Source organism: Amycolatopsis eburnea, from assembly GCF_003937945.1.
Classification (GTDB): Bacteria; Actinomycetota; Actinomycetes; order Mycobacteriales; family Pseudonocardiaceae; genus Amycolatopsis; species Amycolatopsis eburnea.
In genome coordinates this window covers 173,895-199,296 of the sequence record NZ_RSEC01000024.1, presented here as the reverse complement: position 1 = coordinate 199,296, position 25,402 = coordinate 173,895, and the positions used below count along the sequence as shown (strand labels likewise).

31 protein-coding genes are annotated in these 25,402 nt (G+C 72.5%); 19 read left to right on the top strand and 12 right to left on the bottom strand.

The window, feature by feature from the left end:
* From EIY87_RS07185 to eccD, 4 genes are read left to right on the top strand one after another with little or no spacing between them, the layout of a single operon-like run.
* On the top strand, nt 1–1,362 hold the full coding sequence (locus tag EIY87_RS07185) for a WXG100 family type VII secretion target (RefSeq protein WP_125306868.1): 1,362 nt from the start codon (nt 1–3) through the stop codon (nt 1,360–1,362).
* A complete protein-coding gene (locus EIY87_RS07180) occupies nt 1,362–1,832 on the top strand; it encodes a hypothetical protein (RefSeq protein ID WP_191983991.1) in 471 nt (156 codons plus the stop codon). Before EIY87_RS07185 ends, EIY87_RS07180 begins: the two co-directional genes overlap by 1 nt.
* Complete coding sequence (locus EIY87_RS07175) at nt 1,829–2,149, top strand: YbaB/EbfC family nucleoid-associated protein (protein ID WP_125306867.1); 321 nt, start codon at nt 1,829–1,831, stop codon at nt 2,147–2,149. The genes EIY87_RS07180 and EIY87_RS07175 overlap by 4 nt, the downstream gene beginning before the upstream one ends.
* Nucleotides 2,149–3,519, top strand: a complete 1,371-nt coding sequence (gene eccD, locus EIY87_RS07170; protein WP_125306866.1) for a type VII secretion integral membrane protein EccD — start codon at nt 2,149–2,151, stop codon at nt 3,517–3,519. The genes EIY87_RS07175 and eccD overlap by 1 nt, the downstream gene beginning before the upstream one ends.
* Nucleotides 3,520–3,577: 58 nt before the next feature.
* Here the strand turns inward: eccD and EIY87_RS07165 are convergent, their stop codons facing one another.
* Nucleotides 3,578–4,627 (bottom strand): type VII secretion protein EccE, encoded by a 1,050-nt coding sequence (locus EIY87_RS07165; protein ID WP_125306865.1) that lies wholly within the window; start codon nt 4,625–4,627, stop codon nt 3,578–3,580.
* Nucleotides 4,628–4,766: 139 nt separating this feature from the next.
* On the opposite strand from EIY87_RS07165, the gene eccB reads away from it, so the two are divergent.
* The 3 genes from eccB to EIY87_RS07150 are packed head-to-tail and all read left to right on the top strand — an operon-like array spanning nt 4,767 to nt 7,548.
* Nucleotides 4,767–6,188 (top strand): type VII secretion protein EccB, encoded by a 1,422-nt coding sequence (gene eccB / locus EIY87_RS07160; RefSeq protein WP_125306864.1) that lies wholly within the window; start codon nt 4,767–4,769, stop codon nt 6,186–6,188.
* Between the two features lie 11 nt (nt 6,189–6,199).
* Nucleotides 6,200–6,892, top strand: a complete 693-nt coding sequence (locus EIY87_RS07155) for a response regulator transcription factor (protein ID WP_225439759.1) — start codon at nt 6,200–6,202, stop codon at nt 6,890–6,892.
* Nucleotides 6,889–7,548, top strand: a complete 660-nt coding sequence (locus EIY87_RS07150; RefSeq protein ID WP_125306862.1) for a response regulator — start codon at nt 6,889–6,891, stop codon at nt 7,546–7,548. Before EIY87_RS07155 ends, EIY87_RS07150 begins: the two co-directional genes overlap by 4 nt.
* 44 nt (nt 7,549–7,592) lie before the next feature.
* On the opposite strand, the gene EIY87_RS07145 is transcribed toward EIY87_RS07150, so the two are convergent.
* Complete coding sequence (locus EIY87_RS07145) at nt 7,593–8,387, bottom strand: carbon-nitrogen hydrolase family protein (protein ID WP_125306954.1); 795 nt, start codon at nt 8,385–8,387, stop codon at nt 7,593–7,595.
* 84 nt (nt 8,388–8,471) lie between these two features.
* Between EIY87_RS07145 and hisD the strand changes: the two genes are divergently transcribed.
* From hisD to EIY87_RS48010, 4 genes are read left to right on the top strand one after another with little or no spacing between them, the layout of a single operon-like run.
* Complete coding sequence (hisD, locus tag EIY87_RS07140; protein ID WP_125306861.1) at nt 8,472–9,797, top strand: histidinol dehydrogenase; 1,326 nt, start codon at nt 8,472–8,474, stop codon at nt 9,795–9,797.
* A complete protein-coding gene (locus EIY87_RS07135; RefSeq protein WP_125306860.1) occupies nt 9,794–10,894 on the top strand; it encodes a histidinol-phosphate transaminase in 1,101 nt (366 codons plus the stop codon). The genes hisD and EIY87_RS07135 overlap by 4 nt, the downstream gene beginning before the upstream one ends.
* The gene (gene hisB / locus EIY87_RS07130) at nt 10,891–11,490 is read left to right on the top strand and encodes an imidazoleglycerol-phosphate dehydratase HisB (RefSeq protein ID WP_125306859.1); all 600 of its coding nucleotides are present in this window, start codon (nt 10,891–10,893) and stop codon (nt 11,488–11,490) included. The genes EIY87_RS07135 and hisB overlap by 4 nt, the downstream gene beginning before the upstream one ends.
* Nucleotides 11,487–11,645 carry a hypothetical protein gene (locus tag EIY87_RS48010; RefSeq protein WP_191983990.1) on the top strand — a complete coding sequence of 53 codons (159 nt, stop codon included), beginning with the start codon at nt 11,487–11,489 and terminating at the stop codon, nt 11,643–11,645. Before hisB ends, EIY87_RS48010 begins: the two co-directional genes overlap by 4 nt.
* Nucleotides 11,646–11,758: 113 nt before the next feature.
* Here the strand turns inward: EIY87_RS48010 and EIY87_RS07125 are convergent, their stop codons facing one another.
* Nucleotides 11,759–13,945, bottom strand: coding sequence for an MMPL family transporter (locus tag EIY87_RS07125; protein WP_125306858.1), 2,187 nt, complete (start codon nt 13,943–13,945; stop codon nt 11,759–11,761).
* 183 nt (nt 13,946–14,128) lie between these two features.
* Here EIY87_RS07125 and EIY87_RS07120 point away from each other — a divergent pair, with 183 nt between their 5' ends.
* Nucleotides 14,129–14,731 (top strand): TetR/AcrR family transcriptional regulator, encoded by a 603-nt coding sequence (locus EIY87_RS07120; RefSeq protein WP_125306857.1) that lies wholly within the window; start codon nt 14,129–14,131, stop codon nt 14,729–14,731.
* Between the two features lie 574 nt (nt 14,732–15,305).
* On the opposite strand, the gene EIY87_RS07115 is transcribed toward EIY87_RS07120, so the two are convergent.
* Both EIY87_RS07115 and soxR read right to left on the bottom strand, forming a co-directional pair.
* The gene (locus tag EIY87_RS07115; protein WP_191983989.1) at nt 15,306–15,854 is read right to left on the bottom strand and encodes an RNA 2'-phosphotransferase; all 549 of its coding nucleotides are present in this window, start codon (nt 15,852–15,854) and stop codon (nt 15,306–15,308) included.
* Nucleotides 15,855–15,886: 32 nt separating this feature from the next.
* On the bottom strand, nt 15,887–16,348 hold the full coding sequence (gene soxR / locus EIY87_RS07110) for a redox-sensitive transcriptional activator SoxR (protein ID WP_125306856.1): 462 nt from the start codon (nt 16,346–16,348) through the stop codon (nt 15,887–15,889).
* A 52-nt stretch (nt 16,349–16,400) separates the two neighbouring features.
* Here soxR and EIY87_RS07105 point away from each other — a divergent pair, with 52 nt between their 5' ends.
* From EIY87_RS07105 to EIY87_RS07095, 3 genes are read left to right on the top strand one after another with little or no spacing between them, the layout of a single operon-like run.
* The gene (locus EIY87_RS07105; RefSeq protein WP_125306855.1) at nt 16,401–17,093 is read left to right on the top strand and encodes a thiamine pyrophosphate-dependent enzyme; all 693 of its coding nucleotides are present in this window, start codon (nt 16,401–16,403) and stop codon (nt 17,091–17,093) included.
* Nucleotide 17,094: 1 nt separating this feature from the next.
* Complete coding sequence (locus EIY87_RS07100) at nt 17,095–17,988, top strand: transketolase family protein (RefSeq protein ID WP_125306854.1); 894 nt, start codon at nt 17,095–17,097, stop codon at nt 17,986–17,988.
* A 20-nt stretch (nt 17,989–18,008) separates the two neighbouring features.
* The gene (locus tag EIY87_RS07095; protein ID WP_125306853.1) at nt 18,009–18,437 is read left to right on the top strand and encodes an NUDIX hydrolase; all 429 of its coding nucleotides are present in this window, start codon (nt 18,009–18,011) and stop codon (nt 18,435–18,437) included.
* Here the strand turns inward: EIY87_RS07095 and EIY87_RS07090 are convergent.
* Genes EIY87_RS07090 through EIY87_RS48005 form a run of 3 tightly spaced genes read right to left on the bottom strand, consistent with a single transcriptional unit; the run spans nt 18,423 to nt 20,407 of the window.
* On the bottom strand, nt 18,423–18,971 hold the full coding sequence (locus EIY87_RS07090) for an NIPSNAP family protein (RefSeq protein ID WP_191983988.1): 549 nt from the start codon (nt 18,969–18,971) through the stop codon (nt 18,423–18,425). The two genes, EIY87_RS07095 and EIY87_RS07090, sit on opposite strands and share 15 nt — an antisense overlap.
* Nucleotides 18,972–19,009: 38 nt before the next feature.
* The gene (locus EIY87_RS07085; RefSeq protein WP_125306851.1) at nt 19,010–20,182 is read right to left on the bottom strand and encodes an acyl-CoA dehydrogenase family protein; all 1,173 of its coding nucleotides are present in this window, start codon (nt 20,180–20,182) and stop codon (nt 19,010–19,012) included.
* 48 nt (nt 20,183–20,230) lie between these two features.
* Nucleotides 20,231–20,407 carry a hypothetical protein gene (locus tag EIY87_RS48005; protein ID WP_191983987.1) on the bottom strand — a complete coding sequence of 59 codons (177 nt, stop codon included), beginning with the start codon at nt 20,405–20,407 and terminating at the stop codon, nt 20,231–20,233.
* 181 nt (nt 20,408–20,588) lie between these two features.
* On the opposite strand from EIY87_RS48005, the gene hisH reads away from it, so the two are divergent.
* Together hisH and priA are read left to right on the top strand one after the other, a co-directional pair.
* On the top strand, nt 20,589–21,206 hold the full coding sequence (gene hisH / locus EIY87_RS07080) for an imidazole glycerol phosphate synthase subunit HisH (protein WP_125306952.1): 618 nt from the start codon (nt 20,589–20,591) through the stop codon (nt 21,204–21,206).
* A 36-nt stretch (nt 21,207–21,242) separates the two neighbouring features.
* Nucleotides 21,243–21,980: a bifunctional 1-(5-phosphoribosyl)-5-((5-phosphoribosylamino)methylideneamino)imidazole-4-carboxamide isomerase/phosphoribosylanthranilate isomerase PriA gene (priA, locus tag EIY87_RS07075; protein WP_125306850.1), complete on the top strand. Its 738-nt coding sequence runs from the start codon at nt 21,243–21,245 to the stop codon at nt 21,978–21,980.
* A gap of 12 nt (nt 21,981–21,992) precedes the next feature.
* On the opposite strand, the gene EIY87_RS07070 is transcribed toward priA, so the two are convergent.
* Nucleotides 21,993–22,250: a hypothetical protein gene (locus EIY87_RS07070; protein ID WP_125306849.1), complete on the bottom strand. Its 258-nt coding sequence runs from the start codon at nt 22,248–22,250 to the stop codon at nt 21,993–21,995.
* A gap of 67 nt (nt 22,251–22,317) precedes the next feature.
* On the opposite strand from EIY87_RS07070, the gene EIY87_RS07065 reads away from it, so the two are divergent.
* Complete coding sequence (locus tag EIY87_RS07065; protein ID WP_125306848.1) at nt 22,318–22,896, top strand: TetR/AcrR family transcriptional regulator; 579 nt, start codon at nt 22,318–22,320, stop codon at nt 22,894–22,896.
* Between the two features lie 105 nt (nt 22,897–23,001).
* Nucleotides 23,002–23,478, top strand: coding sequence for a GNAT family N-acetyltransferase (locus EIY87_RS07060; RefSeq protein ID WP_125306847.1), 477 nt, complete (start codon nt 23,002–23,004; stop codon nt 23,476–23,478).
* On the opposite strand, the gene EIY87_RS07055 is transcribed toward EIY87_RS07060, so the two are convergent.
* The 3 genes from EIY87_RS07055 to EIY87_RS07045 are packed head-to-tail and all read right to left on the bottom strand — an operon-like array spanning nt 23,462 to nt 25,306.
* A complete protein-coding gene (locus tag EIY87_RS07055; RefSeq protein WP_125306846.1) occupies nt 23,462–23,848 on the bottom strand; it encodes a PPOX class F420-dependent oxidoreductase in 387 nt (128 codons plus the stop codon). The genes EIY87_RS07060 and EIY87_RS07055 overlap by 17 nt on opposite strands.
* Nucleotides 23,849–23,861: 13 nt before the next feature.
* Nucleotides 23,862–24,596, bottom strand: a complete 735-nt coding sequence (locus EIY87_RS07050) for an ABC transporter permease (protein ID WP_125306845.1) — start codon at nt 24,594–24,596, stop codon at nt 23,862–23,864.
* Nucleotides 24,593–25,306 carry an ABC transporter ATP-binding protein gene (locus tag EIY87_RS07045; RefSeq protein ID WP_125306844.1) on the bottom strand — a complete coding sequence of 238 codons (714 nt, stop codon included), beginning with the start codon at nt 25,304–25,306 and terminating at the stop codon, nt 24,593–24,595. Before EIY87_RS07045 ends, EIY87_RS07050 begins: the two co-directional genes overlap by 4 nt.
* Nucleotides 25,307–25,402 lie beyond the last annotated feature (96 nt).

Genomic DNA, 25,402 nt, shown 5'->3' with positions numbered 1-25,402 from the left:
ATGTGGTCCTCGGGGGTGGTCGACGCGTCGGGGGTGGTCAGCTCCGTGCTGTCCGGGTACCGGCGCGTGCTCGTCGAGTGCCGGAGACGCGTCACCGGTGACCCCGGGGCGCTCAGTGCCGCGTCGCAGCGCGTCGCCACCCAGGCTTCGGCGGTCTCGGGCAAGGCGCGCGAGATCGACGACTCCGCGAAGAACCTGCACGCGGACTGGGACGGCGACGCCTACACCGCATTCGCGACGGCGGCGGGTGAGCTGGGCAAGGAGCTGACCGACGCGGCCGCGAAGCTCGACGACCAGGCGAAGCGGCTTTCGACGGCGTCGCAGCTGGTCCAGTCCGCGGAGGCCGCCGTCGACTCGATCATCGCGCAGTTCGACCAGTACGCCCAGCAGCTGACCGCGCAGGCCCGCGCGGTGAACTCCGGCTCGGTCGGCGCGTTCATCCAGGCCGCCCGGCAGCTCGGCGAACAGAGCGTGCAGGCCGCCCGCCAGGTCGTGGACGAGTTCTCCGACGCGCTCGCCGAGCTGTTCCCGCCCGAAGGCGTCGGACGGCTGGAGCACGAGCTGGGCAAGTGGGCGCGCGGCCCGCTGCACTGGCTCAACGGCGAACCGCTCGACGGCCGGAAGCGGCCGCGGACCGTGCCGTCGTGGTTCGGCAACTCCGGCTGGAAGAAGCTCACCTGGGACGGCCTCGAAGGCACCCGCGCGCCGAAGAAGGCCGACACGCCGTTCGGGCAGCCGGAAGCCGAAGGGCTGAAGAACAAGATCGGCCGCAACACCGAGATCACCTACTACAAGTTCCAGCACGAGCAGGACGGGTTTTCCCCGGAGTACGACGGGAAGATCACCTCGAAGGGCTGGGACGTCGGCGCGTCCGGGCACGCGGAACTCGCGGCGCTGCACGGGGAAGCCGAGCTCAAGAAGGAGTGGGGCGTCGCCGAAGCCCACGCCAAGGGCACGGTGTTCGCCGGCGGCGAGGTCAGCGCGTCCGGCACGATCGGCGCGCACGGCCTCGGCGCGCACACGAACGCGTTCGTGGGCGGCAAAGTCGAGGGCGAGGTCGCGGCGGACGTCGCCGGTATCGGCGTCGGCGCGAACGGCACGCTGCAGTACGGCCTCGGCGCGCAGCTCGACGCCCAGGCCGTCTACGACGCCGGGCACATCAAGGTGAACTTCAAGGCGGGCGCGGCGCTGGGGCTCGGGCTCGGCGTCGGCGCGAAGATCGACATCGACCTGCCGAAGCTCGGCCACACGATCGGCGAGTACGGCGGCGCCGCCGTCGACGCGGTCGGCCACGCGGCCTCCGACGCGGCCGACGCGGTCGGATCCGCTTGGGACGACGCCGTCGCGTACGTGGGGCTCTGATGACGCTTCCCCTCGACTTCGTCATCCCGGACGGCTGGACCGCCGTCGACCCGGGTGACTCCGGCGCGGTGTTCGTCGCCGTGCACGACGCTTCGCCGGGCGAGTTCGTCCCGAACATCACCGTGAGCGTGGCGCAGCGGCCGGACGACGCGTCGATCGACGCCATCGCCGCCGAAGCCGTCGAACGCCTTTCGCGGACGCTGGCCGGGCTGGAAGTGCTCAGCCGCCGCGACGTCGGCGAGCCGGCCGCGCCCGGCGTCATGCAGCTGCTTCGCCTGCGTACCGGCGAAGGCGAAGAGCTGATCCAGACCCAGGTGCACCTGACGGTTCCCGGCGCGGTGCCGGCGGACCGGCTGGTGCTCGAGCTCGCCTGCACGGCCGCGCCCGCGACCGCGCGGCGGCTCTCACCCGGTTTCCAGCGGTTCGTGGGCAGTGTCCGCGTCCGCCAGCACGAAGGGAAAGCACAGTGACCGATCCGTACGCGGTGCCGGACATGGACGAGCTGCTCGCGCAGGTGCGCAAGCAGACCGAAGAGGTCCAGCGGATCCAGCGCACGGTCGAGGCGATGGAGGTCAAGGCGCACTCGCGGCAGAACGAGGTCACCGTCACCCTCCGCGGCGACGGCCGGTTCACCTCGATCGACATCGACCCCCGCGCGATCCGCGAATACGACGCCCGCAACCTCTCGGAGATCGTCCTCGAGGCGGTGAACGCGGGGCTGCAGAAGCTCGCCGAGGCGTCGAACGCGAAGTTCGCGCCCGTGATCGCGGCCGCGAAAGAGATCTGATGACGGCGTCTCTCACCGGGACGACGCGGCGGGTCACGGTGGTCACGCCGAGGGCCCGCGTGGACGTCGCCCTGCCACAGCAGTCGACGTTCGCCGAGCTGGTGCCGCAGCTGGTCCGGCTGGCCGGAGCCGCCGGGCAGGCGTCGGCGGAGCACCCCGGCTGGGTGCTCTCCCGGCTCGGCGGGGCGCCACTGGCCCTCGGCCTGAGCGTCGCGGCCGCCCAGATCCGGGACGGCGAAGTGCTCCACCTGACCCCGCGGGAACGCCCGCGGGGTCCGCTGCTGTTCGACGACGTCGTCGACTCGATCGCGAGCGTCGCCGACACCTCCGGCGGCTGGGGCCCGTCGGTGGCACGCCGGTCCGGCCTGGTGGCCGCGGTGGTGCTGCTGCTGGCGGGCGGGCTGCTGGTGCAGTCGGCGGCGTCCGGCAGCGTCCTGGCGCCGATCGGGACCGGCCTGCTGGCGCTGGTGCTGCTGCTCGGCGGCGGCGCGCTCAGCCGCGCTTACGGCGACGCCGAGGCCGGTGCCGCGGGCGCTGTCGCGGGCGTCGGGGTCGCGCTGCTGGCGGGGATGTCCGTGCTGCCACCGCACCCGCTGTTCTCGCTGTCGGCGGGCCCGCTGGCGGCCGGGTTCGCGGCGGTGACGGTGTTCGGCGTCCTGGCGGCGGTCTCGGTGGCCGACCGCCTCCCGTGGTTCGTGGCGGTCACCGGCGCGGCGGGCATCGGCGCGCTGACCACGGGCGTGGTGCTGCTGGCCGGCGTCGAGCCCGCTTCGGCCGCCTCGGTGGCGGCGGTGCTGTGCACGGCGCTGGCGGCGGTGGCCCCGATGCTGTCCCTGCGCCTGGCTCGGCTGCCGCTGCCCCGCGTCCCGGACGACATGGCGGCGTTCCGCGCGGACGAACAGCCGTCACTCGGCACGGAGATGATCGGCCGGACGTCCCACGCCCAAGCCGTGCTGACCGGCCTGCTCGTCGCGCTCGGTCTGGTGGTGCTGGCTTCTTCGATCGTGCTGTCTTCGGCCGGGCCGTGGGAAGCGGGCCTGGCCGCGGTGCTGGGCGTGGCGTGGATCCTGCGTTCGCGCTCGTACGCGGGCCGGGCGCACCGGCTGGTGCTGGTCGGGTTCGGCATCCTGAGCCTGGTGTGCGCCGGCGGGTGGCTGGTGGCGTCGGGCAACCGGACGGTGCTGTTCGCGGCGGGCTGCGCGGTCGTGCTGGCGGCGGTGCTGTGCCTGGTGTACGCGACGCGGGTGGCGCGCGGGCTGCGGTCGCCGTACTGGTCGCGGCTGCTGGACGTGTCCGAGTTCCTGGTGCTGCTGTCGCTGGTCCCGTTCGTGGGCATGATCGCCGGCGTCTACGAGGCCGTCCGCGGCTGAAAAGCCGTGAAGGCCTCCTTACCGGCTCTTACGGCCGGTAAGGAGGCCTTCACGGCTTTTAGTCGTCCAGCGCCAGGGGGAGGGTCCGGCGGACCCCGGCACCGTGGCGGCCGTGCAGTGGGACGGCGGAGGGGGGAACGGGGACCGGGGCACCCGGCCGCGCTCCCACCCGGATCGTCACGTCCACCTTCTCCTTGCCGCCCGCGGTCCGCGTCAGCGTGTACGACGTCGCCGTGAACGCCGCGCCCGGTACCGCCGCGTCCAGTGCCCGGGAGGTCCGCGGCGCGAAGCACATCTGCGGGGCACCGCCACCCCACGTCCAAGCCCGCCAGCTCTCGGGCGCGCCGGAAGCGGGCCCCTGGACCCCCAGCGCCACCCGCAGTTCCTTCGCCAGCTCCCCGGCCTCCAGCACGGTGCTCTGGTACCCCGCCTCGGCCAGCGCCCCCATCAGGCTCAACGCCGCCGACGCCGTGCTCCGCAGTGCCCCGAGGTCGCCGCCGCCGCGGGCCAGTGCCGCGATCGGGGCCAGGTCCGGCCGGTAGCGCACGGCCAGCCACCGCACGCGCAGCACCTGATCGCCGCGGGGGATGGCCCACGTCAGCAGCTGCGCCGAAGCCAGCGGGACGTCCGTGCGCCGGTACGCCTCGCGCAGGATGTCGGCCAGCGCGCCCGGCGCACCCGTCCCCGGTGTCAGCCGGACCAGCGCGCTCCAGCCGCCGTCGACCTCCGCGACGCCGAAGCGGTTGCCCGCGCGGTCGACGTGCTGGCGCACCTTCACCGGCCCGGCCACCGACAGCAGCGGGTCCGGGCTCTCGCGGCGGGTGTCGTGGCGCCGGAGCCGGAACGCCGTCCAGGTCAGCGCCCACCCCGCCGGGTGCCGCCCGGCGAACCGCACGGACGTCAGCAGCACGACGGCGCCGGCCACGGCGCTCACGGTGATCCGCACCGGCTGCGCGACGCCGTCGACCAGCCAGGCGAGCAGGACGGCGATCGCGGCGAGCTCCCACACCGCGGCCTGCAGCGGCCGGATCGGCAGCAGCCACGGCAGTGGCGCGGCGGCGGGCCGGGACGGTGCCGGGCGGACGGCGCCGGCGGTTTCGACGGACACGGGCTCCCCTTTCCCCGGGAACCCGACGCTACTGCCTCCCCAGATGCCGCGTGGGCGTAAAAATTACCCTCGCCGCCCCGCGGGAGGGTGCTTAGCATCGGTCGCTCGGAGGGACGACGCACACCGGGGGCACAGCAGCGTGTGGACGCAGCGGGACCAGATCCAGGCGTACCAGTTCCTCCGCCGCAGGCTCGTTTCCGCGCTCGTCGCCGGCGACGCCAACCACCCCGTGTCGCCCAGCCGCCGGCTCGTGCTGGCCACCGTGCTGGGCCTCGTGGCCGCGCTGCTCGTCACCGCCGTCTTCGGCATCATCGGCCTGCTGAACCCCTCGGGCGGCAAGGACTGGCTCGCCGGCGGCAAGGTGATCGTCGAAGAGGGCACCGGCGCGCGGTTCATCCTCGGTGCCGACGGCGTGCTGCACCCGGTCCTCAACTACGCGTCCGCGCGGCTGCTGGCGGGCGGCACCGGCGAAGCGACCGTGAGCGTGTCGCCGGAGAACCTCGGCAAGGCGGGCCGCGGCACGCAGATCGGCATCCCGGGCGCGCCCGACTCGCTGCCCGCGACCGGCGCCCTCGTGACCGCCGCGTGGACGAGCTGCAGCCGCACCACCCAGGACGCCCCCGCGTCGGAAGAACCGCGCACCGCCGTCCTGCTCGCGCCGCCCGCGTCCGGTGTCGAGCTGCCGCGCGACCAGGGCGTGATCGTCCGGGTGCCGCAGGGCGACCGCTTCCTGCTCGCCGGCGGGCGGCGCTACAAGCTGAGCGACGAGGCCGCGACGGCGCTGCAGTTCGACAGCTACCCGACGATCGCGGTGTCCTCCCGCTGGATCGACACCGTCCCGGCCGGGCGCGACCTCGCCGCGCTGCCGGTCGACGGCGCCGGCGACCGGGGGCCTTCGGTGGGCGGGCGCGACACCCGCGTCGGCGAGGTGCTCGCCGTCGTGGACGCGATGGCCGCGCCCGGCGCCGCGACGTCGTACTACCTCGTCCGCCGCGACGGTCTCGAACCGGTGGGGCAGACCGAAGCGAGCCTCCTGGTGACGACGGAAGCCAACGCGGCCGCCTATCCCGGGCCGCCCGCGCCGGTGGAGGTCCGCGCGGCCGACGTCGCCGCGGTCGCCAAGGTCGCCGCGCCCCGAGCCGGCGGCGCCGACCCGGCGGCCTACCCCGACCGCATCCCCGGCAAGGCGCCGATCACCGGCGGTTCGGTCGCACTGTGCGTTCAGGGCAACCGGCTGCTCGTTTCGGCCGAATTCCCGCTTTCCCCTGGTGCCAAGGCAATCCAGGTCGCCACCCGGACCGAAGCAAGGGTGGCGGACGAGGTGTTCGTACCTCCGTCGGGGGGAGCCGTCGTCGTCGAAGCCGGCTCGGCCACCACCTACCTGGTGACCGACACGGGCCGGAAGTACCCGGTGGTGAGCGCGCAGGCGCTGTCCTCGCTCGGCTACGGAGGAGTGGCCAAGCCGCCGGTCGCAGGTAGTTTGCTGGCATTGGTGCCGACGGGCCCCGCGCTGGACCCGGCCACGGCCGGGCGGCCGGCTCCGTCGGGTGGAACGGGGTGAAAGTCGTGCAGATGACAGAAGAGCGTTCGGCAGGCGAAGTGGACCAGGGGCGGGTCCGCGTCGCGGTCATCGAAGACCATCCGCTGTACCGCGTCTCCGTGGAGCGCGTGCTGGCCGAGGCCGGCTTCGTCGAGCTCGGCGCGGTGGTCGATTCGGTGGCGCGGTTCCACGTGCACCGGCAGCCGCCGGGCAGCGTGGTCCTGCTCGACCTCGGCCTCCCCGGCGTGGCGGGCGCCGCGGCGGTGCTGGAGGTCTGCGAACTGGGGCACCACGTGCTCGTGGTTTCCGCGCAGGCGGAGCCGGAAGTGGTGCTGGGGGCGATCGCCGCGGGGGCGCGCGGCTTCCTGTCGAAGGACGTCGACGCCGACGAGCTGCTGATCGCGATCAAGACGGTCGCCGGCGGCGGCGCGTACGTCTCGGCCGTCGTCGCCGGGATGATCATGAAGGACAACGCGGACCGCCCGGCCGTTTCGGCGGACGCCGAGCTGTCGCCGCGCGAAGAGCAGGTGCTGCGGCTGGTGGCGGCGGGGGAGCGGGACGTCGACATCGCGCTGATCCTCGGCATCGGCGTCCGGACCGTGCGGGGCTACCTCGACCGCATCCGCGACAAGACGGGCGAGCGGCGGCGGCCGGGGCTGGTCAAGGAGGCGATCCGGCGCGGCCTGATCGGCGACGCGGGCCCCCGGCGCGGCGGCCGCAAATGAGCGAGCAGGAGGAGACCCCGGCCCCGGCCGCGCGGCGGATCCCCGTGGGCGTGATCGAGGACCACCCGCTCTACCGGTACGCGCTGACCCGCGTGCTCACCGAGGCACCGGACATCGAGCTCGGCGCGGTCGCCGATTCGGTGGCCCGGTTCGCCGTCCAGGACCAGCCGGCGGGCAGCGTCGTCGTCCTCGACCTCAAGCTGCGCGGGGTCCAGGACGCGGCCGCGGTCCTGGAAGTGGGGCAGATGGGGCACAAGGTGCTGGTGGTGTCCGCGCACGCGGAACAGCCCGAGGTGCTCGGCGCGATGCAGGCGGGCGCGAAGGGCTTCCTGTCCAAGGACGTCGACGGCGACGAGCTGCTGCGCGCGATCCGCACCATCGCCGACGACAACGCGTACGTGTCGCCGACGCTGGCGGGGATGATCATCCAGGACAGCGAAGAGCGGCACGCGGGGCCGAAGATCGTGCTGTCGGAACGGGAAAAGCAGGTGCTCCGGCTGGTGGCGGCCGGGGAGCGGGACGTCGACGTCGCCGAGATCCTGAACATCAGCGTCCGGACGGTCCGGTCCTACCTGGACCGCATCCGCGACAAGACCGGCGAACGGCGCCGCGCGGGTTTCGTCCGGGTCGCCATCCGCGAGGGCCTGCTCCGCTAGTCGTCCCAAAGCCGCACTTTCACGTGAAAGTGCGGCTTTGCGGTTCAAAGCCGGCGGTTGGCGAGGGCACCGGTAGCCGTGCGGGCCTTGGCCGACACCGCGGGGTCCACGTCCACCAGGAGCGTCTCGGGCGCGGCACCGGCCTGGGCGATCACCCGGCCGAAGCCGTCCGACACCGTCGAGAACCCGATCCCCGTCGGCGCCTTCGGGTTGACCGTGACGCCGGTCGCCGCCGGGTCGGCCTGGCCGCAGCTCAGGACCCAGCAGCCCGAGTCCAGGGCCCGCGCCCGCACCAGCACCTCCCACTGCTCGCGCTTGCCCTCGCCGGCACCCCACGACGCCGGCAGCAGCACGACGTCGGCGCCGTCGTCGGCCAGCGCGCGGAACAGCTCCGGGAAGCGCACGTCGTAGCAGGTCGCGACGCCGTAGACGACGCCGTCCAGCTCGAAGGTGGTCACCGCGGAACCGGGCGCCACGGTGTCGGACTCGGCGAACCCGAACGCGTCGTAGAGGTGGATCTTGTCGTAGCCGCGGTGGTGCCCGCCGCCGGTGATCAGCAGCGTGTTGCGGACCCGGCCGCCGTCCGCCGGGGTGAACATGCCGGCGACGACCACGACCTCGTACTCGGCGGCGATGGCGGCCACCGCCGAGGCCCACGGCCCGTCGAGCGGCTCGGCGACCGGCTCCAGCGGGCGGCCGAAGCGCGCCATGGTCGCTTCGGGGAACACGACGATCCGCGCGCCGCCCGCCACCGCGGCCTCCACGCCGGAGCGAACGAGCTTCAGGTTCGCCTCCGGATCGTCACCCGAGTTGACCTGGCACAACGCGATTCGCGCCACCGCTGCCTCCTGCATGCTGGGATCCGCCGTCACCGGGGAGTATCGCCGACGAGTGCTCCAGTGTGACCTCGTACCCTGGAGGGCATGTTGAACCGCACCGACCTGCGCGGGCAGGTCCCGACCGCCGCCGAACTGCGCGCGACGCTCCCACGCGCCGAATACGACGTGGACGCCGCGCTGCATCACGTGCGCCCGGTGGTCGAGGCGGTCCGTGACCGCGGTGTCGAAGCCGTCCTCGAGTACACCGAGAAGTTCGACAAGGTGCGGCCCACGGCCGTGCGGGTGCCGCGCGCCAAGCTCACCGAGGCCCTCGCGCAGCTGGACCCGGCCGTGCGCGCCGCGCTGGAGGAGTCCATCGCGCGCGCCCGGAAGGTGCACGCCGAGCAGCGCCGGACCGACGTCACGACCACCGTCGTCGACGGTGGCACGGTCACCGAGAAGTGGGTGCCGGTCGAGCGCGTCGGGCTGTACGCCCCGGGCGGCCTCGCGGTGTACCCCTCGACCGTGGTGATGAACGTCGTCCCGGCGCAGATCGCCGGCGTCGGCTCCCTGGTCGTGTGCTCGCCGCCGCAGGCCGCGTTCGGCGGGCTGCCGCACCCGACCATCCTCGCCGCGGCCGAGCTGCTCGGCGTCGACGAGGTGTGGGCGGCGGGCGGCGCGCAGGCCGTCGCGCTGCTGGCGTACGGCGGCACGGACACCGACGGCGCCGAACTGGCGCCCGTCGACATCGTGACCGGGCCGGGCAACATCTACCTGACCGCGGCCAAGCGGCTGCTGCGCGGCCTGATCGGGATCGACGCCGAAGCCGGCCCGACCGAGATCGCCATCCTCGCCGACGAGACGGCCGACCCGGTGCACGTCGCCGCCGACCTGATCAGCCAGGCCGAGCACGACCCCCTCGCGGCGAGCGTCCTGGTGACGACGTCGGTGGAGCTGGCGGACGCGGTCGACAAGGACCTCGCCAGCCGCGTCGCCGCGACCAAGCACAGCGAACGGGTCGCCGAAGCCCTGGGCGGCAAGCAGTCCGGCGTCATCCTGGTGTCCACTGTGGAGGACGGACTGCGCGTCGTCGACGCCTACGCCGCCGAGCACCTGGAGATCCAGACGGCGAACGCGCGTGAGGTCGCGGCCCGGGTCCGGAACGCGGGCGCGATCTTCGTGGGCGCCTACGCCCCGGTTTCGCTCGGTGACTACTGCGCCGGGTCCAACCACGTGCTGCCCACCGGCGGGTTCGCCCGCCACTCCTCGGGCCTGTCGGTGCAGAGCTTCCTCAAGGGCATCCACGTCGTGGACTACTCCGAGGAGGCGCTGCGCGAGGTCGCCGGCCGCGTCGTCGCGCTGGCCGACGCCGAGGACCTCCCCGCGCACGGCGAGGCCGTCGCCGCGCGGTTCGGGGGTTCGGTCCGATGACGATCGGCGAAGAGATCACCCTGGACGCGCTGCCGCTGCGCGAGGACCTGCGCGGCAAGTCCCCGTACGGCGCGCCCCAGCTGGACGTCCCGGTCCGGCTCAACACCAACGAAAACCCGTACCCGCCGCCGCCCGAGCTGGTCGCGGACGTGGCGGAGGCGGTCCGCGCGGAGGCCGCCGAGCTGCACCGCTACCCGGACCGCGACGCCGTGGCGCTGCGCCAGGACCTGGCCGACTACCTGAGCGTGTCGACGCGGGTCGTGCTGTCGGAGGCGAACGTCTGGGCCGCCAACGGGTCCAACGAGTTGCTGCAGCAGATCCTGCAGGCCTTCGGCGGTCCCGGGCGCAGCGCGCTGGGCTTCGAGCCGTCGTACTCGATGCACCCGATCATCGCGTCGGGCACCCGCACCGAGTGGCTGCCGGCGCCGCGTCGCGCCGACTTCACGCTGGACACGGCGGCGGCCGCGCGGCTCATCCGCGAGCGGCAGCCGGACATCGTGTTCGTCACCAGCCCGAACAACCCGACCGGCGGCTCGATCCCGCTGGGCGAGCTGCGCGTGGTGATCGAGGCGGCGACCGGGATCGTGGTGGTCGACGAGGCGTACGCGGAGTTCTCGTCGCAGGCGAGCGCGGTGGAGCTGCTGGCCGACTACCCGGCCCAGCTCATCGTGTCGCGCACGATGAGCAAGGCGTTCGCCTTCGCCGGCGGGCGCCTCGGCTACCTGGCCGCCGCCCCCGCCGTCGTCGACGCGCTGCAGCTGGTGCGCCTGCCGTACCACCTTTCGCGGCTGACGCAGGCGGCCGCGCGCGCGGCGCTGCGGCACGCCGACGCCACTTTGGACAGTGTGCACAAGCTGTCCGCGGAACGCGACCGCGTCGTGGAAGCGTTGGCCGGCTTGGGTTTCGACCCGGTCCCGAGCGACGCGAACTTCGTCCTCTTCGGACGGTTCCCCGACCCGGCCGCCGCCTGGCGGGCCTACCTGGACGCCGGCGTGCTGATCCGCGATCCCGGCATCGAGGGGCACCTGCGCGTGAGCATCGGCACCCCGGAAGAGAACGACGCCTTCCTCGAGGCGAGTAAGGAAGTTTCCCGATGACGCGCATCGGCAAGGTCGAGCGGACCACCAAGGAGTCCTCGATCTTCGTGCAGCTGGACCTCGACGGCACGGGCGAGGTCGACATCTCGACCGGCGTGCCGTTCTACGACCACATGCTGACGGCGTTCGGCGTCCACGGCTCCCTGGACCTCAAGGTCGAGGCGACCGGCGACGTCCACATCGACGCCCACCACACGGTGGAGGACACGGCGATCGTCCTCGGCCAGGCGATCCGCCAGGCGCTGGGCGACAAGAGCGGCATCCGCCGCTTCGGCGACGCGTGGATCCCGATGGACGAAACCCTGGCGCACGCGGCGATCGACGTGTCGGGCCGGCCGTACTGCGTGCACGTGGGCGAGCCCGAGCAGTTCAACACCTTCACGATCGGCGGCAACTACCCGTTCGTGCTGACGCGGCACGTCTTCGACTCGCTGGCGTTCCACGCGCAGATCGCCCTGCACGTGCGGGTGATCCACGGCCGCGACCCGCACCACATCGCGGAGGCGGAGTACAAGGCGGTCGCGCGCGCCCTTCGCGCGGCGACCGAGCCGGACCCGCGCGCGGGCGGCATCCCCTCCACGAAGGGCGTTCTGTGAGCAACAGCGTCATCGGCGTCCTGCTGCTCGCCCTCGGCGGCTTCCTGGTGGGCGGGGTCTATTCGACGTGGAAGACGGCCAAGTTCATGGCCGTCGTCCTGGGCGTCGCGGCCCTGCTGGCCATCGGCGGCGCCGTCTTCTGGCTGGTGAGCTGACCCCCGCCCTCCCCGGGGGGCGTCCCACGTCCAGTCTATCGGCGGCGGCCGACAACTCCCGCGGCCGGAGCCTGGTTGTCCACAACCCCGCGGGGTTGTGGACAACCGATGGCTCAGCGGCTCGCGCCGACCAGTTCGCGTTCTTCCGGCTCGTCCAGGTGCTTCGTGAGCTTCTCGCCCTCGACGTCGACGTCCGGCAGGATGCGGTCGAGCCACTTCGGCAGCCACCACGCGCCGCGGCCGAGCAGCGACATCACGGCCGGGACCAGGGTCATCCGGACCACGAACGCGTCCACCAGCACGCCGAACGCCAGCGCGAAGCCGATCGACTGGATCAGCGCCGACTCGGCCAGGACGAAGCCGGCGAACACGCTGATCATGATCAGCGCGGCCGCGACGACCACGCGCGCGCCGTGGCGGAAGCCGGTGACCATGGCCTCCTGCGGCTCCGCGCCGTGGACGTGCTCCTCGCGCATCCGCGTCACCAGGAACACCTGGTAGTCCATCGCGAGCCCGAACAGCACGCCGATCAGCAGGATCGGCAGCATGCTCATGATCGGCCCGGTCGACTCGACGCCGAGCAGGTCGGTCAGCCAGCCCCACTGGAACACCGCGACCACCGCGCCGAACGTCGCCGCGACCGAGCCGAGGAAGCCGATCGTCGCCTTCAGCGGGACCACGACCGAGCGGAACACCAGCATCAGCAGCACGAACGCCAGCCCGACGATCAGCGCGAGGTAGGGCAGCATCGCGTCCGACAGCTTCTCCGAGACGTCGATGTTCGCCGCGGTCTGGCCGGTGACGGCGAGCTTCGCCCCGGTCGCGTTCTCCAGCACGCCCGACTCGGCGCGGATCGCGGCCACCAGGTCCTCGGTCTGCGTGCTGCTCGGGCCGCTCTTCGGGATCACCGTCAGCAGCGCGGTGTCCCCGGTCTGGTTGACGCGCGGCGGCGTCACGGCGGCGACGTCGGGCAGCTTCTGGATGTCGGCGGCGGCCTGGCCGAGCGCGGCCTGGCGGTTGGTGCTCGCGCCGGTGTCGACGACGACCAGCAGCGGGCCGTTGGAGCCTTCGCCGAAGCTGCGGCTCGCGATGTCGTAGGCCTTCTTCTGCGTCGACTCCGGCGCGGCGGTGCTGTCGTTGGGCAGGCCGAGCTGCATGCCCAGCGCGGGCAGCGCGACGACGGCCATGCCGGCCAGCGCGACGAGCAGCACCGGGATCCGGTGCCGGGCCACGAACCGCGCCCAGCGCTCGCCGTGCGTCGGTTCGACCGGCTTGCGGCGCAGCCGGATGCGGCTGCCGGCGACGCGGGCGCCGGCGAACCCGAGCACCGCGGGCAGCAGCGTCAGCGCGATGAGCACGGCGACCGCGACGGTCACCGCGGCGGCGACGCCCATCTGGCCGAGGAACGGGATGCCGACGACGGTCAACCCGGCCAGCGCGATGATGACGGTGAGCCCGGCGAACACGACGGCCGAGCCGGCGGTGCCGACCGCGCGCCCGGCGGCTTCTTCGGGGTCGCGGCCGAGGTGCAGCTCGTGCCGGTAGCGCGAAACGATGAACAGCGCGTAGTCGATGCCGACGGCCAGGCCGATCATCAGCGCGAGGATCGGCGTGTTCGAGTTCAGCTCGAGGAAGCCCGAGGCGAGGAAGATGCCGCCCATCCCGGTGCCGACGCCGATCAGCGCGGTGAGCAGCGGGATGCCGGCCGCGACCAGCGAGCCGAACGTGATGATCAGCACGACCGCGGCGACCGCGACACCCAGGCCTTCGGTGGCGCCGGTCTCGGGGATGCCCTGCACGGCGTCACCGCCGAACTCGACGGTGAACCCGGCGGCGCGGGCCGCGTCCGCGGGGGCCTGCAGCGCCTGGCGGTCCTCTTCGGTCAGCTCGTACGCCTTCGCTCCGTAACTGACTTGGGCGAGCGCGACGCGCTGATCGGGTGAGATCGACTGCGCCTGGAACGGGTCGACGACGGCGGCGACCTTCGGCGCCGTCTTCAGCTGCGTGACCAGCGACTCGACGGCGGCCTTGCCCTTCGCGTCGGTCACCGTGGTCCCGGCCGGCGCCTCGATCACCACGCGCGCGGTCGCGCCACCGGCGTTGGCCTGCGGGAACTTCTCGGTGAGCTGGTCGATCGCCCGCTGCGACTCGGTCCCGGGGATCGTCACCGAGTTCGACAGCTGGCCCGAAAGCGTCAGGGCGCCCAGCCCGAGCGCCACGAGGACGGCCGCCCAGACGGCGGCGACCAGCGCTCGCCGTCGGAAGGACAACCGGCCGAGCCGGTACAGGAAGGTCGCCACGAGTCAGCTCCGTTTCGCCCGGACGGGCTCGGTTCACTCCATCAGGTTCCTTTCCAAGCTAGCCGATCGGCAAGTGTGGGTCCAAGCCGATCGGCAAGTATGTGACTTGCCGAACAGCAAGTAAGCCAGTTTGCCGATCGACAGGGAGTGACGTACGCTCCGACGGCTCGCTGAGGAGGAAGAATGACCGCCGGCCCGGCCGAGGACACCCGGACCCGACTGCTGCAGACCGCGCTGCGCCTGTTCACCGAACACGGGGTCGAGGGCACGTCGCTGCAGATGATCGCGGACGCGCTGGGGATCACGAAGGCCGCGGTCTACTACCACTTCAAGACGAAGGCGGAGATCACCGAGGCGGTCGCCGAGCCCGGCGTGCGCGACCTGGACGAGCTGGTCCTGCGCGCGGCCGCCCAGAAGCGGCGCGGTGCGCAGGTGGACCTGCTGCTGGAGGGCTTCATCGACCTGGTGATCCGCCACCGCGCGCTGGTGGCGCTGTTTTCGAGCGACCCCGGCCTCATCCGCGCGATCGAGAAGTCGGCGCACGGCGGGATGGAGGGCTTCGGCCAGGCGCTGCTGGCCATCCTGGCCGGCCCGGACCCGGACGCGACGGCGCGAGTGAACGCGATGGTGACCCTGACGGGCATCGCGATGGCGGGCGGCTCCCCAGACCTGGCCGGCCTGAGCGACGACGAGCTGCGCACGGAGCTGCTGGACGTGGGCCGAAGGTTGCTGGGACGCCCGCGCCGCCGGACTTCGGCGCCGGTGGCGGTCGGCCGGAACGGGTGAGGTGGTTCGGCGGGCCGGACGCCGTTCGTGCTCGCTGGGGGCGCTCGCGCTGCTGGACTGCGGTGGTGGTCAGGCGAGGTAGCTCGGCGGGACGGCCGTGGTGAGTCGGACGCCGGTGGGCCCGCGCTGCCGGACTGCGGTGCCGGTCAGGCGGGACGGGTGAGGTAGCTCGGGCGCGGTCGCGGTGAGCCGGGCGCGGTTCGTGCTCGGTGGGGGTGCTCGCGCTGCCGGGATTGCGGTGGTGGTCAGGCGAGGTAGCTCGGCGGGACGGCCGTGGTGAGTCGGACGCCGGTGGGCCCGCGCTGCTGGATTGCGGTGGTGGTCAGGCGAGGTAGCTCGGTAGGACAGTCGTGGTGAGTCGGACGCCGGTGGGCCCGCGCTGCTGGATTGCGGTGGTGGTCAGGCGAGGTAGCTCGGTAGGACAGTCGCGGTGAGTCGGACGCCGGTGGGCCCGCGCTGCCGGGCTGCGGTGCCGGTCGGGCGAGGCGGGTGGGGCCGCTCGGGGACGGTCGTGGTGAGCCGGGCGCGGTTCGTGCTCGGTGGGGGTGGCCGCGCTGCTGGATTGCGGTGGTGGTCAGGCGAGGCGGGTGAGGTAGCTCGGCGGGACCGTCGCGGTGAGCCAGACGCCGTTCGCGCTCACCTGGAACTTGTGGCCCGCGGCTGCCATCGCCGTCGCGTCGACCCGGAGGATGACCGGCTTTCCGTGGCGGGCTGCGACGGTGCGGGCCGTGTCCGTGGTAGCCGAGAGGTGGACCGCGTGGCGGTTCATCGGGCGCAGGCCCTCGTGGAAGATCGCGTCGAGGAACTTCGGCACCGTGCCGTGGTACAGGACCGCCGGGGGGATCGCGTCCGGCAGGCCGAGGTCGACCGTGACGCTGTGGCCCTGGCTCGCGCGGATGCGGGTACCCGTTTCGTCGAACGCGAAGCGGCGCTTGTTGTTCGTCTCGACGACTTCGTCGAGCTGTCCACGGGTGATCGCGAACCCGTGCGCGCGCAGGGCGCGGAGGAGGGTTTCGACGTCCACCCAGCCGTCCGGGGCGAGGGTGAGGCCGAGGGCGGCGGGGTCGTGGCGGAGGTGCCGCGCCAGCCGCTTTGAGATGCGGATCAACTGCTTTTCGTTCATTTCCTCCCCAGGATCCCGCCGGGGGCAAGCGGTTAAATGCCGCCCTCGACCGCCGGGCGCAGTTTGCTCGCGCCCGGGCCGTAGCGGGCCAGCTCGTCGTCGTTGTTGTAGAGCGCGCAGCTGCGCAGGGACAGGCAGCCGCAGCCGACGCAGCCGGTCAAGCGGTCGCGAAGGCGTTGCAGCGCATCGATTCGCGCGTCGAGCTCGTGCTGCCAGTCGCGCGACAGCCGCGCCCAGTCCGCCTTCGTCGGGGCGTGGTCCTCGGGCAGGGTTGCCAGCGCCGAGCTGATGTCCTCCAGGGAAAGCCCGACCCGTTGCGCGGCGCGGATGAACGCGATCCGGCGCAGCACCGAGCGCGAATAGCGCCGCTGGTTGCCCGCCGAGCGCTCCGAGCTGATCAGTCCCTTCTCCTCGTAGAACCGCAGTGCCGTGTGCGGCACCCCGCTGCGTTCCGCCACCTGTCCAATGCTGAGATGTTCAGCGAGCCTCGTCACCTGCTCAGGCTATCCTTGACTTCGAGTTTAGTCGAGGTTGCATGGTCGGCAGATGACCACTGCGACCGAACCGGGCTACGCCGACCTGCCGCGGCTGATCTCGCTGATGACCGGTGACGACAAGCACAGCGCCGCGTCGGAGTCCACTGTGGACGTCCTGTGGGTGCTCTACGACCGCGTCCTCGACGTCACGCCCGAAAACTTCCGCGAGCCCGACCGCGACCGCTTCCTGTTGTCCAAAGGGCACGGCCCGATGGCGTACTACGCCGTGCTCACCGCCAAGGGCTTCCTCGCCGAAGCGGAACTCCCGACGTGGTCCGACCCGGTGTCGCGGCTCGGCCACCACCCGGACCGGCGCCGGATCCCCGGCGTCGAGATCTCCAGCGGCTCGCTCGGCCACGGCCTCCCGATCGCGCTCGGCACCGCGCTCGGCCTGCGCGCTCGCGGCTTGACCGGGCCGAAGGTCGTGACGCTCGTCGGCGACGCCGAGCTCGACGAAGGCTCGAACCACGAGGCGATCGTCGTCGCGGCCCGCGCCGGCCTGGAGAACCTCACCGCGGTGGTAATCGACAACCAGTCGTCGACGCGCGGCTGGCCGGGCGGGATCGCCCGCCGGTTCGCCGTCGAAGGCTGGGAGACCCGCACGGTGTCCGGCCGCGACCACGACGCGCTCCACGACGCCTTCACCGCCGCCCACCCCGGCCGCCCGCTCGCGGTGGTCGCCGTCGTCGAACCGAAGGGCTGACATGCCGTCGATGCGCGAAGCGTTCCTGAGCACCACCGAAGAGATCCTCGACGCGGACCCGGACGTCGCCGTCGTGCTGGCCGACATCTCGGCCGCCCAGCTGGCGGGCGCCGCCGAGCGCCACCCGGACCGGGTGATCAACGTCGGCATCCGCGAGCAGCTGCTGGTCAGCGCGGGCGCCGGACTGGCGCTCGCCGGCCTGCGGCCGATCGTGCACACGTTCCCGTCGTTCCTCGTGGAGCGCGCCTTCGAGCAGATCAAGCTCGACTTCTCGCACCAAGAGGCCGGCGGAGTCCTGGTCTCCTACGGCGCCTCCTACGACATGCCGACGGCCGGGCGAACCCACCAGTCCCCGGGCGACGTCGCGCTGATCGACTCGCTGCCCGGCTGGACCGTGCACGTGCCGGGCCACCCGGACGAGGCACGCCGGCTGCTGCTCGAGTCGATCCCCGGTGACGGCCGGATCTACCTGCGCTTGTCGGCCCAGGAGAACGCGTCGCCGCACCTCGGCGTCGGTTTCACGCGCCTGCGCGAAGGTTCGCGAGGCGTGGTCGTGGCCGTCGGCCCGGTGCTGGACCGCGTCCTGCGCGCCACGGCGGGCCTCGACGTCACGGTGCTCTACGCCTCGACGATCCGCCCGTTCGACGCCGCGGGCCTGCGCGCCGCCGCACTGGCCGCGTCACCGGAGGTCGTCCTGGTCGAGCCGTACCTGGCCGGAACGTCCGCGCACTGGGTCGCGGAGGCGCTGTCCGACGTGCCGCACCGGTTGCGGTCGCTCGGTGTCCGCCGGGACACCGAAGTCCGGACCTACGGCGGTGTCGCGGACCACGACCTGGCCCACGGTCTCGACGCGGGTTCACTGGCGTTGTCGATCAAAGATTTCCTCCCGGGGTAGCGAGTCGATAGCGTGTGTGCATGGGGTTTTCGATCAGGCCGATCGCGCTCGGGCTCGTCCGGCGCGGCGACGCGCTGCTCGTGTTCGAAGGGCGCGACGACGTCAAGGGCGAGTCGTTCTGCCGGCCGCTCGGGGGCGGGATCGAGTTCGGCGAAACCGGTGAGGAAGCCCTCGCGCGGGAGTTCCGCGAGGAGCTCGGCGCCGAACTCCTCGTCCGCGAGCGGGTCGGCGTGCTCGAGAACATCTTCACCTGGTGGGGAGGGCCTCGCCACGACATCGCCTTCCTCTACGACGCCGCGTTCACCGACCCCGCCTTCTACGAGCGCGAAGAGATGAAGATCCTCGACGACCCCGCCACCGCGCGCTGGGTCGACGTCGCGGACTTCCGCGATGGCCGCAAGATCCTCTACCCGGCCGGGCTCCTCGAACTCCTCTCAGCGGATCAGTGAGCGCGTGGTCGCCTCCAGTTCCAGCTCCACGCCAGCCCCGAGCGGCGTCCGGCTGAACCACACCGAAAACGGGCCGTCCGCGCGGACCGGCAACCGCGGGAACGTGTTCTCGGACGGCTCGGTCTCGAACGCCGCGAACGCGGAATCCGGCGCCGGGGCAGGCGGGGAGATCGCCACGTGCAGGCCAGAACCCGGTGGTGGCGCGGAAAGCCCGCGCTTGACCGGGCGCAGCAGCAGGACGTCGTCCGAGTCGATCATCGTCGCGTTCGCCGCCTCCCGGTGCTCCTTCCACACCGGGCCGAAGTAGAACTCCTCCAGGGCGGCTTTGCGCTCGGCCATCGAGCGGAACCCGCGCAGCCACACGAACTTGTCCGGCGACGCGCGCTCGCGGAACAGGCCGAACAAGTGCGCGCCCGCAGCCTCCTGCGGCTCGACGAACTCGCGCTCGAACAGCTCGATCAGCTCGTCACGCCGCCCCGGGTGCAGGGTGTAGCGCCGGAGCTCGATGACGGTTTCGTGGTCGGTGAAGGTCATGGCGCCGAAGCTAGCGGCCACCACCGACAAAAACCGGATCAGCGGAAGGCCGGGATCCCCGTGATCGCCTGACCGAGTGACAGCGCGTGCATCTCCTCGGTGCCTTCGTAGGTCAGCACCGTCTCGAGGTTCGCCATGTGCCGCATCACCGGGTACTCCAGCGAAATCCCGTTGGCGCCGAGCATCGACCGCGCCGTGCGCGCCGCGTCGAGGGCCGACCGGACGTTCGCCAGCTTCCCGAAGCTGACGTGGTTGTGGTGCAGCGTCCCGGCGTCCTTGAGCCGACCGATCTGCAGCGCCACCAGCCCGGCGCGGTTGACCTCGACGAGCAGGTCGGCCAGCTTCCGCTGGGTCAGCTGGAACCCGGCCAGCGGCTTGCCGAACTGTTCGCGGGAAAGCGTGTACTCCAACGCGGCTTCGTAGCACGCGCGCGCCGCGCCGACGACGCCGAAGAGGATGCCGTAGCGGGCTTCGTTCAGGCAGGACAGCGGCCCGCGCAGCCCGCGGACCTCGGGGAACGCGGCCGAGTCCGGCAGCCGGACGCCGTCGAGCACCAGTTCCGCCGTCAGCGAAGCCCGCAGCGACAGCTTGTGCTTGACCTCGTTCGCGGTGAAGCCCGGCGTCGACGTCGGGACGACGAAGCCGCGGACGCCCTCGTCGGTCTGCGCCCAGACGACCGCGACGTCGGCGACGGTTCCGTTGGTGATCCACATCTTCGTGCCCGACAGCACCCAGTCGGAGCCGTCGCGCACCGCGCGCGTCCGCATCGAGCCCGGGTCGCTGCCCGCGTCCGGCTCGGTCAGCCCGAAGCAGCCCAGCGCGTCGCCGGTGGCCATCCGCGGCAGCCACTCCTGCCGGTGCTCCTCGCTGCCCCACTTGTGGATCGCGTACATCGCCAGCGAGCCCTGCACCGACACGAAGCTGCGCAGCCCGGAGTCGACGGCCTCGAGCTCGCGGCACGCGATGCCGTACGCGACCGCGCTGGTCCCGGCGCAGCCGTAGCCCTCCAGGTGCATGCCGAGCAGGCCCAGCGACCCGAAGCCCTTGGCCAGCTCGGCGGCCGGGAGCGCGCCCGTTTCGTACCAGTCGGCGACGCGGTCGAGCAGGTTGTCCTTCGCGTACGCGCGCACGGCGTCGCGGATGGCGCGCTCCTCTTCGGCGAGCCCGGCGTCGAGGTCGAGGAAGTCGTGCGGATCAGGTGCGCTGCTCATGGGGGCTCCCGGGGGACGCGTCGATGCGGCCCTCGCAGGAAACCACAGTCAGACGTCTGTTCTCCGAGTGGCGTTCGTCACGCGGACGACAGAGGCCGGGGAAGAAGCGCGCGAACGCGTCTGCTGGCGGGGGATGAGCAGCTCGCTGAACTGCGGGAAGGGCACGCTGTCGATGTCGTCGCGCCAGGCTTTCAGCATCTGCGACAGCACGTCGTCCTCGGCCATCTTCGCCTCCCTGGCGTCCGGTCGGGCGGGCTGAACCCACACGATCGGGGGACTTGATACCCCGTCAGCGGGACGGTGAAACGTCGCGGCCCGGGATTTCTTCCGGCCGGTCGGCGCCCCAGGGCGGCTATTCGTTCGAGCGGCGCCGAGGCCTCCGGCTACGCTGGGTGGCGTGTCTCGTGTGGTGATCCTCGACTACGGTTCCGGCAACCTCCGCTCCGCCGAACGCGCCGTGGCGCGCGCCGGGGCCGACGTCGAGGTCACCGCCGACCCGCATGCCGCGATCGAGGCCGACGGCCTGGTCGTGCCCGGCGTCGGCGCGTACTCGGCCTGCATGGCGGGGCTGGTGGAGGTCAAGGGTCACCGGATCATCGGCAAGCGCCTCGCCGGCGGCCGTCCCGTGCTCGGGATCTGCGTCGGCATGCAGATCCTCTTCTCCCGCGGTGTCGAGCACGGCGAGGAGACCGAGGGCACGGGGGAGTGGCCCGGCGTCGTCGACCGGCTCAACGCCGACGTCCTGCCGCACATGGGCTGGAACACCGTGCGCGCGCCCGCGGACTCGCAGCTGTTCGCGGGCCTCGACCCGGACGAGCGGTTCTACTTCGTGCACTCCTACGCCGCCCGCAAGTGGGAGCTCGACGGCCTGGCCGGCCAAGAGCCGAAGGTGACCTGGGCGAACCACGGCGAGGACTTCGTCGCGGCGGTCGAAAACGGGCCGTTGTGGGCCACCCAGTTCCACCCGGAGAAGTCCGGCGACGCGGGCGCGCGGCTGCTGCGCAACTGGCTGGCGACCCTCTGACCGGGTGACCCGGGTCTCCGCCCTAGAGTTACCGGCGTGACTTTCACGCTGCTTCCCGCCGTTGATGTGGCCGATGGCCAGGCCGTGCGACTCGTCCAGGGCGAGGCCGGCACCGAGACCTCCTACGGCAGCCCGCTGGAGGCGGCGCTCGCCTGGCAGCGCGACGGCGCCGAGTGGATCCACCTCGTCGACCTCGACGCCGCGTTCGGCAAGGGCAGCAACCGCGAGCTGCTCGCCGAGGTCGTCGGCAAGCTCGACGTCCAGGTGGAGCTCTCCGGCGGCATCCGCGACGACGCGTCGCTGAAGGCCGCGCTGGCCACCGGCGCCCGCCGCGTCAACCTCGGCACGGCCGCGCTGGAGGACCCGGCGTGGACCGCGCGCGTGATCGGCGAGTACGGCGACCGCGTCGCGATCGGCCTCGACGTGCGGATCACCGAGGCCGGCCACCGCCTCTCGGCCCGCGGCTGGACCTCCGACGGCGGCGACCTGTGGGAGGTCCTGGAGCGCCTCGACCGCGACGGCGCGTCCCGCTACGTCGTGACGGACGTGAGCAAGGACGGCACCCTGCGCGGCCCGAACCTCGACCTGCTGCGCGACGTCGTGGCGCGCACGGATGCCCCGGTGATCGCTTCGGGCGGCGTGTCGAGCGTGGCCGACCTGGTGGCGCTCGCGGGGCTGGCTTCGGACGGGGTCGAGGGGTCGATCGTCGGGAAGGCGCTGTACGCGGGCGCGTTCACGCTGCCGGAGGCGCTGGCCGCGGTCGCGGAGGTCTAACCGGGCGGACGCTCACGGTTCGTGCAGCGGGAGGAAGCGGATGACGGCTTCCTCGTACGGGTGGGCAGCGCGGACCGCCTGCTGGACGGCGCGGGCCCGGCCGTCGTACGGTTGCGAACCGGGCAGCGGCAGCCAGGTCCCGGTCACCTGCCACACGCTGGTGCATCGCGCGTAGCGGCCGACCCGGCCCGCGCCCGCCTCGTGGAGGGCGTCGATCACGGCCTCGGCGTGGCTTTCGGGCACGGTGACCTCGATTTTCAACCTCGGCATGGCCGGACGGTAACAACCGCAGCGGAGACCCGCGCGGGACAACTCCAGCTGTAGTACTTTCCCTGGAGTGCGACGCAACCCCGAACGGCGCGCGGCCCTGCTCGACGCCGCCATCGACGTCCTCGCGCGCGAAGGCGCGCGCGGGCTCACCTTCCGCGCGGTCGACCAGCAGGCCGGCGTCCCCGTCGGGACCGCGTCCAACTACTTCGCGAACCGCGACGAGATCCTCAGGCACGCCGGCGAACGCGTCTACGAACGGCTCGTCGACGAGGCCGTCATCGCGGACGGCCTGACCGGGACGCGCGACCGGGCCCGCGTCGCCGAGCTGATGCACGCGCTCGTCGACCGGGTCGCCGCGTTCCCCACCGGGTTCCTCGCCCTGCTGGAACTGCGGCTGGAGGCCACCCGGCGGCCGGAGCTGCGGGACGTGCTCACCCGCCGGATCCGCGAGGACGTCGACTTCAACGTCGGCTACCACGCGAAGTCCGGCCTGCCCGGTGACGGCACGACGGTCGTCCTGCTGTGGCTCGCGCTGAACTGGCTGATCATGGAACGGCTGACGCTGCCGGGGCTGTTCACCGACGCGCAGCGCCACGACCTCGTCGAGGCCCTCGTGGACCGCCTGCTCGCCGGGCAGCCGGCATAACCTCCTTTCAGGACAACGAAAGGATCACCGAGACGATCCTGCGGGTCGCCGCGGTGGGCCGAAAAGTGGCTGACAGCGCTGTCGCCGCCCCGTAGGTTGCCGCGGGTGGAGGAGATCGTCACCCAGCTCGAAATGACCGCCGCCGACCAGCTCAACCCGGCCCCGCCCGTCGACGGCGTCACGCTGCGGGCCGCCGAGCCCGGGCCGCTGATCCGCGAGCTGCACGTCCGCATCGGCACGCCGTACCAGTGGCCCAGCGCGTCCCGGTCGGACGAGGGCTGGGCGCGGTGGCTCGCCGAACCCGCGCGGCGGTACCGGCTCGTCGAGTACCGCGGCGAGGTCGCCGGCGCCGCCGACTTCGAGCGGCAGGGCACCGGTGACGTCGAGATCACCACGTTCGGGCTGCTCCCGGAGTTCGTCGGCAAGGGGCTCGGCGGGTACGCGCTCACGCTCGTCGTCGCCGACGCCTGGACGCCGCCGGGCGTGCGCCGCGTCTGGCTGCACACCTCGTCGCTCGACCACCCGCACGCGCTGCCGAACTACCTGCGGCGCGGGTTCCGCGGCTTCAGCCGTCCAGCTTGACCGCGATCCCGACCGTCCGGTCGGCCGGGCCGCGCAGCTTGGAGAAGAACATCGTGACGCGCCCGACGAGGCCGTACTTGCGCGCGATCGCCTTCCGGACCCGCTCGGTGTCGGCGAGGTCCAGCAGCCGGGCCTGACCGGTGGCGACGGCGCCGTGCGTCTTCTGCCCGCGCAGGTCGCAGGCCTGGACCTCGACCCGGCCGCTGTTGCGGATGCGCTTGACCTTGCCCGCCTTCCGCTCCGACCACAGCACGAGCTCACCGGCGTCGCCCGCCACCCAGATCGGGGTCTGCACCGCGCGCCCGTCGCGCCGGAACGTGGTCAGGACGACGTAGCGCTCGGCGGCGAGCCGGTCCGTTTCGGATGCCATGGAACCACGGTAGTCACGGCGTCCGGCGCCGCAGCGTCGCCGCGCCGAGGACCAGGGCGAGCAGCGCGCAGCACGCGACGACCACGAGGTTCCGCAGGATCACCGCGTCGATCGTGCCGGCCGTGGTGACGCGGCTCAGCGCCTCGACCGCGTACGACAGCGGCATCACGTCGGAGAGCCACCGCAGCAGCCAGCCCATGTCGTCGCGCGGGACGAACAGCCCGCACAGCAGGATCTGCGGCAGCACGAACACCGGCATGAACTGGATGGCCTGGAACTCCGTGCGGGCGAACGCGCTCACGAACAGCCCCAGCGCCATGCCGAGCAGCGCGTCGAGGACCGCGATCACCAGCAGCATCCCGACGGAACCGGCCAGGTCGAGGCCGAGCCACCAGAGTGAAACGCCGGCGGCAAGGGAAACCTGCACGACGGCGATCGCGCCGAACGCCAGCGCGTAGCCGAACAGCAGGTCCAGCCGTCCGATGGGGAGGGTCATCAGGCGCTCGAGGGTGGCCGTGGTCCGTTCCCGCAACGTCGTGATCGACGCGATGAGGAACATGATCAGGAACGGGAACACCCCGAGCAGCGCGGGCGCGACGCGGCTGAAGACGGCCGCCGAGTTGAACACGTACCGCAGCAGCACCATGAGCAGCGTCGGCACCAGGATCAGCATCACCACGGTCCGGGGGTCGTGCCGCAGCTGGGTCAGGATGCGCCGGGTGGTGGCCAGCGTCAGCGCGGGGCTCACGACGCGGCCCGCACGAGGTTCAGGAACGCGCCTTCGAGGTCGGCCGCGCCGGTGCGCTCGCGCAGGGCGAGGGGCGCCTCGTCGGCGAGGAGGACGCCTTCGCGCATCAGCAGGAGCCGGTCGCAGCGCGCGGCTTCGTCCATGACGTGGCTGGAAACCAGCAGCGTCGCGCCGTCGTCGGCGAGCCGGCGGAACAGCGCCCACAGTTCGTCGCGCAGCACCGGGTCGAGCCCGACGGTCGGCTCGTCGAGCACCAGCAGCTCCGGACGGCCGAGGAGCGCGACGGCGAGGTTCGCGCGGCTGTGCTGGCCGCCGGACAGCGCGCCGACCAGCTTCCCGGCGTGCTCGGCCAGCCCGACTTCGCCGATGACTCTGTCCACATCGGACGCCGGCGCGCGCAGCACGGCGGCGAAGTACTCGAGCGCCTCCCGGACGGTGAGGTCGGCGTAGATCGCCGGGTTCTGCGTCGCGTAGCCGATCCGCCGCCGCAGCGCCGGGCTGCCGGCGGGCAGGCCGAGGACGGTGACCGTGCCGCTCTCGACGATCTGGACGCCGACGATCGCGCGCATCAGCGTGGTCTTGCCGCAGCCGCTCGGGCCGAGCAGCCCGGTCACGACGCCGCGCGGGACCTCGAAGCCCACGTCCCGCACCACGAGCCCGCCACCGCGCCGGACGTGGAGCCCGGTGACCGCCAGCGCAGAATTAGTCATGCGTTTAATTCTGCGCGCGAGGAGAAGCGGGCGTCAAGGGGACAGGCGGCGCAATGCGATGGGGCATGACGGCAGAAGCGCTTCAACTGCTTGGTT